General features: G+C 64.0%; 12 protein-coding genes. 4 read left to right on the top strand and 8 right to left on the bottom strand.

The genetic code is table 11. From position 1 onward, the window contains the following. Positions 1-104: 104 nt before the first annotated feature. Both M9978_RS10275 and M9978_RS23525 read right to left on the bottom strand, forming a co-directional pair. Positions 105-1,619 (bottom strand): O-antigen ligase family protein, encoded by a 1,515-nt coding sequence (locus M9978_RS10275; RefSeq protein ID WP_254292944.1) that lies wholly within the window; start codon positions 1,617-1,619, stop codon positions 105-107. 208 nt (positions 1,620-1,827) lie between these two features. Continuing rightward, positions 1,828-2,640: a cell wall hydrolase gene (locus M9978_RS23525; RefSeq protein ID WP_436977181.1), complete on the bottom strand. Its 813-nt coding sequence runs from the start codon at positions 2,638-2,640 to the stop codon at positions 1,828-1,830. Between the two features lie 628 nt (positions 2,641-3,268). Between M9978_RS23525 and M9978_RS10265 the strand changes: the two genes are divergently transcribed. Next, complete coding sequence (locus tag M9978_RS10265; protein WP_254292943.1) at positions 3,269-4,141, top strand: FkbM family methyltransferase; 873 nt, start codon at positions 3,269-3,271, stop codon at positions 4,139-4,141. A 35-nt stretch (positions 4,142-4,176) separates the two neighbouring features. Here the strand turns inward: M9978_RS10265 and M9978_RS10260 are convergent, their stop codons facing one another. The 4 genes from M9978_RS10260 to M9978_RS10245 all read right to left on the bottom strand — a co-directional run bounded on the left by M9978_RS10260 (position 4,177) and on the right by M9978_RS10245 (position 8,949). Then, entirely contained in the window at positions 4,177-4,650 is a 474-nt protein-coding gene (locus tag M9978_RS10260) for a hypothetical protein (RefSeq protein WP_254292942.1), read from the bottom strand. 676 nt (positions 4,651-5,326) lie between these two features. Next, complete coding sequence (gene metK / locus M9978_RS10255) at positions 5,327-6,544, bottom strand: methionine adenosyltransferase (RefSeq protein ID WP_254292941.1); 1,218 nt, start codon at positions 6,542-6,544, stop codon at positions 5,327-5,329. A 170-nt stretch (positions 6,545-6,714) separates the two neighbouring features. Beyond that, positions 6,715-7,608 (bottom strand): hypothetical protein, encoded by an 894-nt coding sequence (locus M9978_RS10250; protein ID WP_254292940.1) that lies wholly within the window; start codon positions 7,606-7,608, stop codon positions 6,715-6,717. A gap of 84 nt (positions 7,609-7,692) precedes the next feature. Beyond that, positions 7,693-8,949, bottom strand: a complete 1,257-nt coding sequence (locus M9978_RS10245) for a S8 family serine peptidase (protein ID WP_254292939.1) — start codon at positions 8,947-8,949, stop codon at positions 7,693-7,695. A 94-nt stretch (positions 8,950-9,043) separates the two neighbouring features. Between M9978_RS10245 and M9978_RS10240 the strand changes: the two genes are divergently transcribed. Continuing rightward, positions 9,044-9,526 (top strand): RNA polymerase sigma factor, encoded by a 483-nt coding sequence (locus M9978_RS10240; protein WP_254292938.1) that lies wholly within the window; start codon positions 9,044-9,046, stop codon positions 9,524-9,526. Beyond that, positions 9,523-10,215 carry an anti-sigma factor family protein gene (locus M9978_RS10235; protein WP_254292937.1) on the top strand — a complete coding sequence of 231 codons (693 nt, stop codon included), beginning with the start codon at positions 9,523-9,525 and terminating at the stop codon, positions 10,213-10,215. The genes M9978_RS10240 and M9978_RS10235 overlap by 4 nt, the downstream gene beginning before the upstream one ends. A gap of 18 nt (positions 10,216-10,233) precedes the next feature. Here the strand turns inward: M9978_RS10235 and M9978_RS10230 are convergent, their stop codons facing one another. Together M9978_RS10230 and M9978_RS10225 are read right to left on the bottom strand one after the other, a co-directional pair. Continuing rightward, positions 10,234-11,154 (bottom strand): EamA family transporter, encoded by a 921-nt coding sequence (locus M9978_RS10230; protein ID WP_254292936.1) that lies wholly within the window; start codon positions 11,152-11,154, stop codon positions 10,234-10,236. Then, complete coding sequence (locus tag M9978_RS10225; protein ID WP_254292935.1) at positions 11,151-12,671, bottom strand: fumarate hydratase; 1,521 nt, start codon at positions 12,669-12,671, stop codon at positions 11,151-11,153. Before M9978_RS10225 ends, M9978_RS10230 begins: the two co-directional genes overlap by 4 nt. 95 nt (positions 12,672-12,766) lie before the next feature. On the opposite strand from M9978_RS10225, the gene M9978_RS10220 reads away from it, so the two are divergent. Then, entirely contained in the window at positions 12,767-13,138 is a 372-nt protein-coding gene (locus tag M9978_RS10220) for a hypothetical protein (protein ID WP_254292934.1), read from the top strand. Positions 13,139-13,198: the final 60 nt, after the last annotated feature.

Raw genomic sequence — 13,198 nt, 5'->3', positions numbered from 1 at the left:
AGCAAACCAATCCGGTATCCATGGGCATGCACCTTTTCATACGACCTGGCCACGCCCATAACCAGTGCACGGGCCGTAACCGTCTGGCGGATCGTGTGCGCGGCTTATGAAGCGTGTCCGGCTCTGATCACAGGGCTTTCTTCTGGTGAAGACAGGCCGCGCGCCCGATCACGACGCGGTCCGTGTTCGACCAACCCGCTCCATGCGCTGATCATGGCGAAGGTGACCGAAAGCATAGCGCCGGTGGATCCAATAAGCGAGGTGACAGTCAGCATTGAGAGCACCGAAACCAGTGCCGCTAGACCAAAACCGCTCATGGCGCGATGCTGTGGCCATCGTCGCCTCGTAGTCCAGGCCAAGGTGGCTTGTACGACAATCGCAGTCAGGAAAATGATGAGTCCAATCAGCCCCGAGATCAAGCCTATGTATATGTAAGTGTTCACGAAATCGACGATACCCTCACCCTGAATCATATCCCGCATCTGGCGCACGACCTCGTCCCGCGACGCGCCCAGTAGCGGTCGTTCGCCGATCTCTTCGATTCCGCGGTCGAACAAACGTTGGCGGTAATCGACGGTCCCCTGGCCCTCAGCAGTCATGCCAGTGAGGTTCGCCACCGAAGAGCTAACCGTCGAGAGACCGATTATGGCGGCAGCGGCAACGCCGATCGTTGCTGTGACCTGTCGCGCGCGCCTCGCATTACCGATCGTTACGTAATAGATGATCAAGCCCATAACCAGCCCAATCCACGCGCCGCGCGTCTGGGTTGCCAAAATCGCCGCACCGCTCAGCCCGAACAACACTAGACGCCCCCCCTGTCCGGACCACAAGTTTCGCCCAGCGAGTATTGCGAGAATGCCGATGCATAGGTTGAACGCGAAAGAAGTTGGTTCCGGGTAGGGGCCGGCGGCGCGCATTAGCCCGCCCCTCAACTTGACGCCCGCGGCCCACTCGATGCCGTAATGTCCCCATGCGATGAAATAGAGTGGCCAGGCCCGGAAGGCCTCGTAACAAGCTAGGACCGAAAGGATCACCGTTCCACCGGCCAGCCCGGCCAGCGCATAGCGGTAGTCGTCGGGCGTACGAACTGACCGGATAATGATAAAGAATGGCAAGCCGAACTGAAAAGTGAGGTCGAGAAATACGCGGGCGAGGTTGGTGACCGACGTGTCCCGGCCATGGGCAATTGCCAGCAGAGCGAGCATGGCAACGAATGGAATTAGGCTTCCAGCATTGCGTTGTACGCGTGGAGCGCGATGGGCCAGGGTTGCCGCCAAGGCGCCAAGTCCGAGCGAGTGGCTCAGTGTGGGCGTGAATAGATAGGTCCCGCCGAGTGATAGCGTCACGCCCAGGGCGGGCAGCGTGACTAACCCCACGAGATAGAAAGGAGCGATCAGCTCGCGTCGCCGCGCAAAGACCGGCACGAGGATAAATGCGGCGAAATGAGGGATCCAGATGCTTGGGCTGCAGAAGATCGCGAAAACGAGAATTATGTTCGCTGGCAGAAGGGGGCGGACGAGCGAGCGGCGAATTGCCGGCGTCGTGCAAAGGCTCAAGATCATCGTCCCTGCAGTCAGCAGAAGCGATACATAGGTTGCGGTCTTAAGCAGCTCGAACATGTTTCCCCCGCCGACGCTGCGCCGCCGTCAATTTTGCCCGTGTGATCATACCGGGCGGGGCAGCGCGGTAAAGCTTCACGAAACATGATGTGAACGGATCAAGGCTGTTCATGTCCCGCCCCGCCGTCGCCTGGCATGAATGTCATTGCTCTGAGGCGCCATGCTAACGGCCGTACGTGCCGTGGCCGGAAATCACGTCAGCAATTGCTCACTCTAGCGAAGTTCGGCCCTCATCGGCGGCCAGCGCGACCGCGCCGGACGAGTCTGCGACGAGCGGGCGCGAGACTTGCAGCTCCTCGCGCAGAGTTCCAGCCTCGAAATCCGCTTTCAACGTCCGAAGAGCAGACGCGGCCGCCGGCACTGCATCATCCGAGGAAGCGGCCAATGTGCCAGCGACCTTTAACGAATCCGGCATCTCCCCCGTCCCTACCGTAACCCCCAGAGACCTCAAATTGACTTGATTGGGTTCACTCATGGCATAACGACCGTGGAAGGCCGCGGGGGTGCCCCAGTATCCAGCCCAACGATAGAAGAGATGAGCGCCGACGGTCGCCGAAGGCGTAAGGCTGCTTGCCCAGTAAGGCACGACGTAATTCGCATGATAATGCGTGGCCACGCCAACGGACGGTTCGACCATGCCTTGAAGAGCCAGCACCGCGATGCGTCGCGCACGAGCCCAAGTGGCCGCGATTGGCATGCGAGCGAGCGAACCATCGCACGTGAAGGTGAATTGACAGCCGGTCGTTCGTTCAGACCCCTGGTACACGACACCGCAGATTGTTTTTGGAAATGCAGGGTGGCGAACTCGATTGAGCACGACCTGAGCCACCGCGCGCTGACCCGTTTCGGATTCGGTGCGTGCCTCATAGTAGATTGCTGCGGTGAGGCACTCGGTGGCGCGTTCGAAGCCAGGCCCTTGCGGAACGATAAAGGGCCGTGCTGCGGGTCCTGGGTCAGCTGGAAGCACCAAGCCGGCATTCTGCTCGATGGCCTCGGTCGCCGAAAGCTTCAGATAGGACACTGCCTTGACCGCGGGCGCGGGTAACACACCGGAAGGCCGAGGCGCAGCCTGATCGTTTCGGGCTCGCTGTTCCGGGGCGCAGGTGCACAGCAGCGCTAAGGCAGCGCATGCCATGACGCCGCGCGCAATCTTCGTTGCTCCGTCCACCACTTCGCTTCCGATCCGAGTCTCTCTCCATGTAACGTAGCAGAGCTTCCAATGCTATGTGCTGCGGCTTGCAGTCCCAAACTGGAGCACTGTGCCCCGGTTCCTGCCTCGGTCGTCAAACTGGGGATTCTGCTTTCCCCGGCTTTGCTTGACCGCTCCTGCGGATCGAGCCTGCTGCTGGAGTGGTAGCGCAGTGATGCCCCATCTGGATCGTCCGCCCCGGCGGTCATGGTACAGTCCTTATCGGCGCTCGGCTGACCATCACGTCCTCGGCCCAGCGTGGCGAAAGACGTTCAAGTGGCAGTCGCGATAGCTTGTGAACCGGCGGCGAGGGATCATCGTCTCACCAGGGCCAGATGTGCACGACATGTCGCGCGTGCATCGGAACGGTGCTCCGTTTGAAGGGAGCGCTCTAAGGCAAATGGTCGATTGCCAAGCAGCAGCACCATGGTAACGTTAGCGGATAAGAGAAGGGAGCCAAATGAACTATCTGGCTAAGATGTTGGCAGTTGCCACCCGATGCTACCCGCTTCTCTCTGGAACTGGAACGCTTGCTAACTCAAAATTGCTTTCGTTGTTCACGCCCTCGGTAGGTAATGTGTGGGCTAGGGTAGGCTCAGGCAGTGTTTTCGTCCCGCTGCAAGACTGGGTCGGCAGGTCGATATTCTGGTTTGGTGATGTTGATCCTAAGGTAACGTATCTTGCCCGCCATTTCCTCAGAAAAGGAGATTGTGCGCTCGATATCGGCGCCAATCTCGGTGTCGTTGCTGTTCGCATGGCGCAAATGGTCGGATCTTCTGGGCGCGTTCATGCTTTCGAACCATCCCCGATGGCAGTAAAATACCTGACCGAAACACTGTCGCGAAACCCTGAATTGAAAATATCCCTGCACCAATATGCGCTTGGTGCAGTGGAATCGAGCTTAAGGCTGTCAGTTCCGCATGGAAACTCTGGAATGGCCAGTTTCGTCTGGCAGTTTGATCAGGGCTCCGCAGAGACTGTGGAAGTTTCAGTAAAAAAACTGGACAATATTATTGAAAACATTGGCATCAAGAAACTGTCTTTTGTAAAAATAGACGTTGAGGGGTTCGAAGGAGAGGTGCTTCGTGGGGCGATATCGATGTTGCGGCATGTAAGGCCGGCATGCATAGTTTTTGAAGAAAATCAAAAGAAGGAAGGGACGCCAGAGTCCATTAAAATTTTACTGGAGAATGGTTATAGAGTATTTGGGATCTGCAAATCTTGGTTCAGGCTTAAACTAATTGAGTTTGATGATTCTAAGCATCTAAAAGAATTTGATTATATGGCGGTTCATGAAGATGAAGTCGGCAGTATCGCCCATTTGATAAGATGATATAAATAAGTTTTGCTCATATATTTGATAAAAATCTAGTAATATATTTTGTACTGAGGGAAGCTCCTTATGGAGCCGATAGCCGAAACTAAATTTTCTGTCGCGGATATGTCTGGATCGCGGTCCTCCAGAAGCGCTTTGAAACAATGCCTTCCGTCTTTCCATGCCAATTCCGCCGCCGTGGTTACTTCTGTGTCTTGACCTTCCAGTCGAGCGCAAAAGGTGTCCCAGCGCAATTGAGCGTTCGCGTGATCGCACGTGAACAGCATGCGGAGTAATGACCAGCGAACAAAATGGCCGATTTCCGGGTAATTTTCGGCCAGAAAAGACGGGTAGACGCAGACATAGGTATTTAGAAAACAAGATCGATAAATGGTTTCAATATCTGGCTTTATTGATCTGAGGCGGACGCCGCGTTCAATGGCTGAGGGTATGATCATGTTGCCCAGTGTGGACAGACGATAGGCCGGAAATGGCAATTTAAGCACCGTTTCTTCATTCTGAATCAACTGACTGCCTCCGATAATCTATTCGACGACGCTTCGGTTTTGCTTCTGGAGACGCGAGCGCGTAAACCGGATGCCATCCCCCTTCCCCAGGGCCTCGTTGCACAAGAAGGCCGGAGCCGGAGGTCGCGCAGTATGCTGGAACCGGCGGCACCTGTCGACGCGGGGTGATGTGGGCACTTTCGAGACCGTCGTAGATCTCGCATCGCGCGGCGAGCCTATCATATTGTGATCGGTTGCTTCACGTCGAGGCGGGGGCGGTGACCGAGGTGCCACTCCGCAATCCGGCAACGAAATAAGCAGGTGTTCAATCCGACGAGCGCGCGTCGCGCCTGCGCGTGACCGGCGTCGAAGGGCTGGCGGCCATGCCGGCGTCATCCGACGTCTCTCGCGGATATGGTCAAGGGCTTGGAATGTCGGATTTTGGCTGCTCGGCCAGCGGTACTTTTCCCGAGCTGAATATGCGGGCGTACGTCCGCCATTTTCGCAATATGCGGTGTTACATTTGAGACTCGCCGCGCTGCCTCTAGCTCTTTCAGGCTTGCTGAAGAGGGCTGGGTGACGGTCACCTTCTTCGCGATAGATGTCGGGACGTTTGTGACTTTCCAGTCAGCCGCGCACGAAGAAGGGGCCGGAACGTGCGCTCCGGCCCCTCATCCTGTGCGTGGTGGCCGAAGCCTCAGGCGGCGGCGATGGCAGCCTTGAGGTCGTCGACGAGGTCGGTGCGCTCCCATGGGAAGAAGTCGCCCTCGGCCTTGCGCCCGAAATGGCCATAGGCGGCGGTGCGCGCATAGATCGGCTTGTTGAGCCCGAGATGCGTGCGGATGCCGCGCGGGGTCAGCCCGCCGAGCTTCTCGATCTTGCCAATCGCTTCCTCGATCTTGTCGTCGCCGACCGTGCCGGTGCCGTGCGTGTCGACATACAGCGACAGCGGCTTGGAAACGCCGATCGCATAAGCGAGCTGGATCGTGCAGCGCTGCGCAAGGCCCGCCGCGACGATGTTCTTGGCGAGGTAGCGCGTGATGTACGCCGCCGAGCGGTCGACCTTGGTCGGGTCCTTGCCGCTGAACGCGCCGCCGCCATGCGGCGCAGCCCCGCCATAGGTGTCGACGATGATCTTGCGCCCGGTCAGGCCCGCATCGCCATCGGGGCCGCCGATCTCGAAGCTGCCGGTCGGGTTGATGTGATAGACGGTCTGGTCGCTCAGCAGATGCGCCGGGATGACATCGGCGATCACGCCCTTCACATAGGCGTGCAGCTCGGCTTCCTTGTCGCCCGCGTCATAGCCCTTGCCATGCTGGGTCGAGACGACGACCGCGGTGCACGCCACCGGCACGCTGCCCTCATAGCGCAGCGTCACCTGGCTCTTGGTGTCGGGCTCGAGGAACGGCGCCTTCTTCGAATGACGGTCGGCCGCCATCTGCTCGAGGATCTTGTGGCTGTAGTACAAGGTCGCCGGCATCAGGTCGGGCGTGTCGTTGGCGGCATAGCCGAACATGATGCCCTGATCGCCCGCGCCCTCGTCCTTGTTGCCGCTCGCGTCCACGCCCTGCGCGATATGCGCCGACTGCGGATGCAGGTTGTTCTCGAAGCGCAGCGTCTCCCAGTGGAAGCCGTCCTGCTCGTAACCGATCGCCTTGACCGTATCGCGGACGGCCTTCTCGACCTCGTCGCGCACGCCCGGCGCCCAGTTGCCGGCCTCGTCCATGATGCCCTTGCCGCGGATCTCACCGGCCAGCACCACCAGCTGCGTGGTGGTCAGCGTCTCGCACGCGATACGCGCCTCGGGATCCTTGGCGAGAAACAGGTCGACGATCGCATCCGAGATCTGGTCCGACACCTTGTCGGGATGACCCTCGGACACCGATTCGGACGTGAAGAGATAGCTGGAACGCATGTCAGTCCTCATATTGGCCAGGCCGTTGCCATGCCTGAACGGAGCAAAACAGGATATAAAGATTTTGTTATATCTCGCCACCTAGCGAGACACGCGGCGCAGCGCAATCTCGACAATGCGAAACGGCCGGGATCACTCCCGGCCGCCTGCCTGTGTTGAAGAATGTGGTTTCAGCGCGGTTCGGCCGCGTCCTTCACTTCACCCTTGCCCATTGCCGAGACGAGCACGTCGCCCTCGGCGCTGAAGTTGCTGGCGGGCAGCGTCGCGACCCGGTCGCCAACGCGCACGGCGAGCGATTCGATGCGGCCGCGCGCATTGCGGTTGACCTCGTGAACGCGCCCGACGAGCCGGCCGCGCGTATCCTCGATCCGCATGCCGGGGTTGATCGCGGGAAGCGAAGGGCTGGCAAGCGAAAAAGCGGCGTCACCCGCCGCCGACCCCGACGCGCTGCCGTTGCCGGCGGAGCCGTTCGCAGAGCCACTGCCCGCCGCCGAACCGCTCGCAACACCTTGGGCGCTGCCGACAATACCGGTCGCGCGGTTGCGAATATTGCCGGTGGCGCCGCGTGCGGTGTCCGCCGCACCCGAAGCCCGGTCGCGTGCGCCGCGCAGCGTGCCGCGCACGTCGTCGGTGCCGATCAGGTCAGCCGAAGCGCCGCCTGAGGCGCTGCCCGACGCGCGGCCATCGCCCGAAGCGCCGACGCTACGGCCGAGCGCGCCGGTGCTGTTGTCCAGCGCTCCGGCAATCCCGCCATTGGCGCTGCCGTCGGCGCTGACCTTGCCGCTGCGGCGATCGATGCTGCGATTGACGTCGGCCGAGCCGCGCGCGGACTTGGCGGCGCGCGTCGTACTGGTGACGGGTTCACGGGTCCGTTCCAGCGTGCGGCCGATCGGCCGGTCGAGCGAACCGCCAAGACGGCCGCCGCCCAGCGTGCCGCCAAGCTGGCCGCCCAGGCTGCCGCCGAGCTGACCACCCAGACCGCCGCCACCCAGAAGCTGGGCAGAAGCCGGGGCCGAGAGCGCGAGCGCCGCGACCGCGGCCGCCGAAAGAAACAGGGTCTTCATCGTCATCCTCCTTGTGCAGAGCGCCGCTCGCACGGCGCTTCAGGGAGGGAACGGATGCCGTTTGCGGTTTAATCCGAAAAAAATTCAGCGCGGCCGGGTCGCGCACTCGCCGCACACCAGCCCGCGACCGAACTGCCGGTCCGCACCGCGCTTGCCGAGATCGCGCGCCTCGCGGTCGAGCGCGGCGAGCGCGCCGCCGATCCCGTCGCTGCTAAGATGCGCTGAAAGCCGTGCCGCGACGAACGGTGCGGCGAACGATGTACCGCGCACGCGCCGCGCCTTGCCGTCCGTACCGAGCGCGAGCAAGTCCGCGCCGGGTGCGGCATAATCGAGCTTTGCCGCGCGCCCCGCCTCGATCAGGACGCGGCCGCGCGCATCGACGCCGGTCACCGCGACCGCATCGGGATAGGACGCGGGATAGGCGGGCCGTGCCGCCGGGCCGTCATTGCCCACCGCGGCCACCACGACGGTGCCGAGCCGCCGCGCCGCGCCGACGATGCGGCCGAGCAGCGGATTGGGCGGTCCAGTCAGGCTCACCACGACGACCGGCACGCGTTCGCGCGCCATCCACGCCAGCGCCTGCCCGATCGCCGCGGCGTTGCCGCCCGCCGGATCGTCGCCATAGACGTCGGCGACATGCAGCCGCGCGCCCGGCGCGCTTGCCCGGACCCCGCCGCCACCGGTGAGCAGCGACGCGATCGCCACGGCATGATCATTTGTTCGCGGGCCGCCCTGTGCGAAACCCTGTTGCCGCGCGAGGCCCGGCGTTCCGGGCGGCACGCCGCCGTCGATGATCCCGATCCGGGCGGACCCGGTGCTCGCCTGTGCGGCACCGTGGGAAGGCATCGCCGGTCCCGCCGTCGTTCCGCTGGCAAAATAGAGCGGATCGGCGCTGACCTCACGTCCCCCTGCCACCGCCCGCAACTGCTTGAGCGCTCTCGCTACGCCCATGCCATGCGGCGATTCGAAGCGCGCATAGGCGATGCCGAGCTCGGCGAGTTCGACCCGCTCAATCAGGCGAAAGCCGAGCGCGCCGGCCGCATCGGTTACCGCAGCGTCCGCATCGATCACGATCAGCTCGTTCGCGCGCACGGCATTGCCTTCGGGATCGAGCCCGATCCGGCCGGGATGGCGGCGCACCAGATCGCGCGCGCGTTCGACCTGCGCGCGCGCCAGTGAGGCTGCGTCGCCGAGCGTCTGGCGAAGATCGGGCAGGGCGCCCGTCACGCGATCGACCACCCCGCCCACGGGCGGGAGCTGCGGCACGAGCTGCGCTTGCACAGGTCCGGTCAGGCACAGCGCCGCCGCGCTCACCGCCATGATCAGACCCTGCCGCTTCATGCGCTGCATTCTAGACTTGGAATTTTTCTGCGTCATGCTGGATGAAACGGACAGGGGCGTCCGTTTCATCCGTGAACCTGGAGGAACCCAGAGGTTGCGCTTCGAAGAGCAGTTGCTCGATCACCTGCCGCGCCTGCGCCGCTTTGCGCATGCGCTGGCGCGCAATGCGGCGGACGCGGACGATCTGCTGCAAGCGTCGGTCGAGCGCGCGCTGTTGCGGCGCGAGCAATGGGAACCGGGTACGAGACTGGATAGCTGGATGTATCGCCTCATGCGCAATCTTTGGATCGACACCGTCCGCGCCGAAACGCGCCGCGGCGAGACCTTCGTGCCGCCCGACGCCGGCGAGGCGGTCGGTGCCGCGGGCAATCAGGAAGCCGTGGTCGAGCTCGGCAAGGTCGGCGCGGCAATGCGCACGCTCCCGCCCGATCAGCGTGAAGCGCTGGCGCTCGTCGTGATCGAGGGGTTCGCCTACCGGGAGGCCGCCGAGATCCTCGACGTGCCGATCGGCACGCTCACCTCGCGGCTGGTGCGCGGGCGCGAGGCGCTGATGGCGAAGCTGGGAGAGGCGGCATGACGATCGATCCCGAAATGCTGATGGCCTATGCCGATGGCGAACTCGACCCGCTCGCGGCGAAGCGCGTTGAGAAGGCGATTGCCGCGGACCCGGCGCTCGCGGCGCAGGTCGAGCAGCACCGCATGCTAGCCGCCTCGCTGCGCACGGCGTTCGCACCGGTCGAACGGGCGCCGATTCCTGCGCGGATCGAGGCGATGATCCGCGAGTCCGCGAAGGTCGTGCCGCTGGCACCCCGCCCTGCACGGCGCGAACGTCGGTTCTGGATCGGTGCGATAGCGGCGAGCCTGGTCGCCGGGCTGGTCGCGGGGCCGCTGATGTGGCCGCAGGGCGACAGCATCGGCTTCGAGAATGGCCGCACCGTTGCGCGCGGCGAGGTGGCGCGGGCACTCGACACGCAGCTCGCCTCGGCGCAGCCCGAAGGCGCGGCGCTGCGCATCGGCGTCACCTTCCGCGATCGTGGCGAGCGGCTGTGCCGGACGTTCGAACGCGGTGAGACGAGCGGCATCGCCTGCGCATCGGGACGCGAATGGCGGATCGAGCGGCTCTATGGCGGCACGGCGGGCCAAAGCACCGAATATCGTCAGGCCGGCTCGAGCTCGTCCGCGGCGATGGCGGACGCTCAGGCGATGATGGCCGGGCAGCCGATGAGCGCCGAAGAGGAGATGCGCGCGCTCGCGGCGCGGCGCTAGCGAACGCGATCCGGATGCTTACAGCGCGCCGGCCAGCGCCGCGACGACACCGGCGGTGACCAGCAACAGTCCGGCGACCTCGCTGCGCGTCACGCGTTCCCCGAGATAGAAATGGCCGAACGCCATGGTGAAGGCGACCTCGATCTGGCCAACCACGCGCACCAGCGCGACCGGCGCGGTGGCGAAGCCGGTGAACCAGCAGGCCGAACCCAGCGCCGAGAGCAACCCGACCTGCCCCGACACGCGCCAGCTGCGGAACACCGGCGCGATCTGGTCGCGCTCGCGCCACGCAACCAGCGTGCCCTGCATCAGGGTCTGCAGCGCGACGGTGCAGGCGAGCACGATCAGCGCGGCGCGGACATGATCCTGAGTTCCGACCTGCACCGTCGCGCTGCGCACGGCGATCGCGGTCAGCGCGAAGAAGAAGCCAGAAGCGATGCCGTAGCGTGCGCCCGGTTGGCCGAGCGCGCGAATCAGTTCACCCGCCGTCATACGCTTGCCGCCCGCCGAGAGGATCATCACCCCGGCCACGCCCAGCGCGATGCCGAGCCAGGCAAGCGCGTTGAGGCGCTCGCCGAGCAGCACGATCGAGAGCAGCGCGCCCTGAATCGCTTCCGTCTTGGAATAGGCCGTGCCGACGACGAAGCTGCGCTCGCCGAACGCCATCAGCAGCAGGTTGGTGACGACGATCTGCGCAAGACCGCCAGCGGCGCAGTAGAACGGGAACCAGTTGCCCAGCGCCGGGAAGGCGGCGGGTGCGAGCACGAACTGATAGGCGGCGGCCAGCGCGAGTGCGAAGGGCAGGCCGTAAAGATAGCGGACCAACCCGGCGGCGTTGATCGACAGCTCCTTGCTGACGCGCCGCTGCACCGCCGTCCGCCATGGCTGGAAGACGGCGGCGATGAGCGTCGCCGGCAGCCAGATCGGCGAACTGATCACGCCCCTTCGAGCAGCTTTTCCCGGGCGATTTTCTCTTTCCATACCAGCGGGGCGAGCTGGTGGACATTGTTGCCCTCGGCATCGACCGCGACGGTGACGGGGAAGTCCTGCACCTCGAACTCGTAGATGGCTTCCATGCCGAGGTCCTCGAAGCCGACGACCTTGCTGCCCTTGATCGCGCGCGCCACCAGATAGGCCGCGCCGCCGACCGCCATCAGATAGGCGGACCTGGCCTCCTTGATCGCCTCGGTCGCTGCGGGGCCGCGCTCGGCCTTGCCGACCATTGCGAGCAGGCCCTGATCGAGCATCATGCGGGTGAACTTGTCCATGCGCGTGGCGGTGGTGGGGCCGGCGGGGCCGACGACTTCCTCGCCGACCGGATCGACCGGGCCGACATAATAGATGACGCGGCCCTTGAACTCGACCGGCAGTTCCTCGCCCGCGGCGAGCATGTCGGCGATGCGCTTGTGCGCGGCGTCGCGGCCGGTGAGCATCTTGCCGTTGAGCAGCAGGCGGTCGCCCTGTTTCCAGCTCTGCACGACTTCGGGCGTCAGCGTGTCGAGATCGACGCGGATCGCGGCCTTGTCCGGCGTCCAGTTGACGTCGGGCCATTCGTCGAGCTTCGGTGCTTCGAGATAGGCCGGGCCGGAGCCATCCAGAGTGAAATGCGCGTGGCGGGTGGCGGCGCAATTGGGGATCATCGCCACCGGCTTGCCCGCCGCGTGGCAGGGGGCGTCCATGATCTTGACGTCGAGGATGGTGGCGAGGCCGCCAAGCCCCTGCGCGCCGATGCCCAGCGCGTTGACCTTGTCGAAAATCTCGATGCGCAGCGCCTCAAGGTCGTTCTGCGGGCCGCGCTGCTTGAGCGTCGCCATGTCAATCTGTTCCATCAGCGCCTTCTTGGCGAGAAGGACGCAATGCTCGGCGGTGCCGCCGATGCCGATGCCGAGCATGCCGGGCGGGCACCAGCCGGCCCCCATCTGCGGTAGCATCTCGATCACCCAGTCGACGATCGAGTCGCTGGGGTTCATCATCTTGAACTTCGACTTGTTCTCCGACCCGCCGCCCTTGGCCGCGACATCGACATGGACATGATCGCCCGCGACCATCTCGACATGCAGCACGCAGGGCGTGTTGTCGCGCGTGTTGCGGCGGGTGAAGGCGGGATCGGCGAGGACCGAGGCGCGCAGCTTGTTCTCCGGGTGGAGATAGGCGCGGCGCACACCCTCGTCGACGACCTCTTGCAGCGAGCGGCTGGTGTCGTCGAGGCGGCAGTCCATGCCCCATTTGACGAAGACGTTGACGATGCCGGTGTCCTGGCAGATCGGGCGATGCCCCTCGGCGCACATGCGGCTGTTGGTCAGGATCTGCGCAATCGCGTCCTTGGCAGCGGGCGATTGCTCGGCCTTGTACGCCTCGCCCAGCGCGCGGATGTAATCCATCGGGTGATAGTAGCTGATGAACTGGAGCGCGTCGGCGACGCTCTCGATCAGATCGGTGGCCTTGATCGTTACCATTGCATGTCCCCGCATGACTCTTTTGTCGGCTCCTTTAGCGGATGACAGGCGCAGCGCCAGCGGCTAACGGCGCAGCCGTGCTACGCCGCCTGATCTTGTCCCGCCCCCGCATCGCCGCCGCGCTGATCGCGCTGGCGCTGGCGATGAAGCTGGTGGTGCCGGCAGGGTTCATGCCGGTGGCGGGACCCGGGACGATGATCGTGCTGGTCTGTACCCAGATGGGGCCGCAGCGAGTCGCGATCGAGGTGCCCGGTGCGCCGTCCCAGCCCGATGACGCGGACAGGGCCGACCAACCGTGCGTGTTCGCGGGACTGGGGCAGGCGCTGCTGCCGGGTGCCGATCCGGTGCAGATCGCGGCGGCGCTCGCCTTCATCCTTGCGATCGGTTTCGCGGCGATCGTGCTGCGGCCGCTGCGGCGCGCGCGTCATGCGTGGCCGCCACTGCGAGGCCCGCCGCTCACCGCCTGATCCTTCGCCGATTTTGACGAACTGAGCGCGCGGGCAAGTCCGGCGCGCCGATCAGGACTG

Origin of the sequence: Sphingomonas tagetis (genome assembly GCF_024211275.1) — a bacterium.
In the GTDB taxonomy this organism is placed as follows: Bacteria; Pseudomonadota; Alphaproteobacteria; order Sphingomonadales; family Sphingomonadaceae; genus Sphingomonas; species Sphingomonas tagetis.
This window is presented reverse-complemented; position numbering and strand designations above follow the sequence as displayed.

Excerpts from the sequence above, each read along its gene's own strand:
- M9978_RS10250 (WP_254292940.1), bottom strand. The coding sequence starts at position 7,608 with ATGAAGACCCTGTTTCTTTCGGCGGCCGCGGTCGCGGCGCTCGCGCTC.
- M9978_RS10235 (WP_254292937.1), top strand. The coding sequence starts at position 9,523 with ATGACGATCGATCCCGAAATGCTGATGGCCTATGCCGATGGCGAACTC.
- M9978_RS10275 (WP_254292944.1), bottom strand. The coding sequence starts at position 1,619 with ATGTTCGAGCTGCTTAAGACCGCAACCTATGTATCGCTTCTGCTGACT.
- M9978_RS10245 (WP_254292939.1), bottom strand. The coding sequence starts at position 8,949 with ATGAAGCGGCAGGGTCTGATCATGGCGGTGAGCGCGGCGGCGCTGTGC.
- M9978_RS10225 (WP_254292935.1), bottom strand. The coding sequence starts at position 12,671 with ATGGTAACGATCAAGGCCACCGATCTGATCGAGAGCGTCGCCGACGCG.
- M9978_RS10265 (WP_254292943.1), top strand. The coding sequence starts at position 3,269 with ATGAACTATCTGGCTAAGATGTTGGCAGTTGCCACCCGATGCTACCCG.
- metK (WP_254292941.1), bottom strand. The coding sequence starts at position 6,544 with ATGCGTTCCAGCTATCTCTTCACGTCCGAATCGGTGTCCGAGGGTCAT.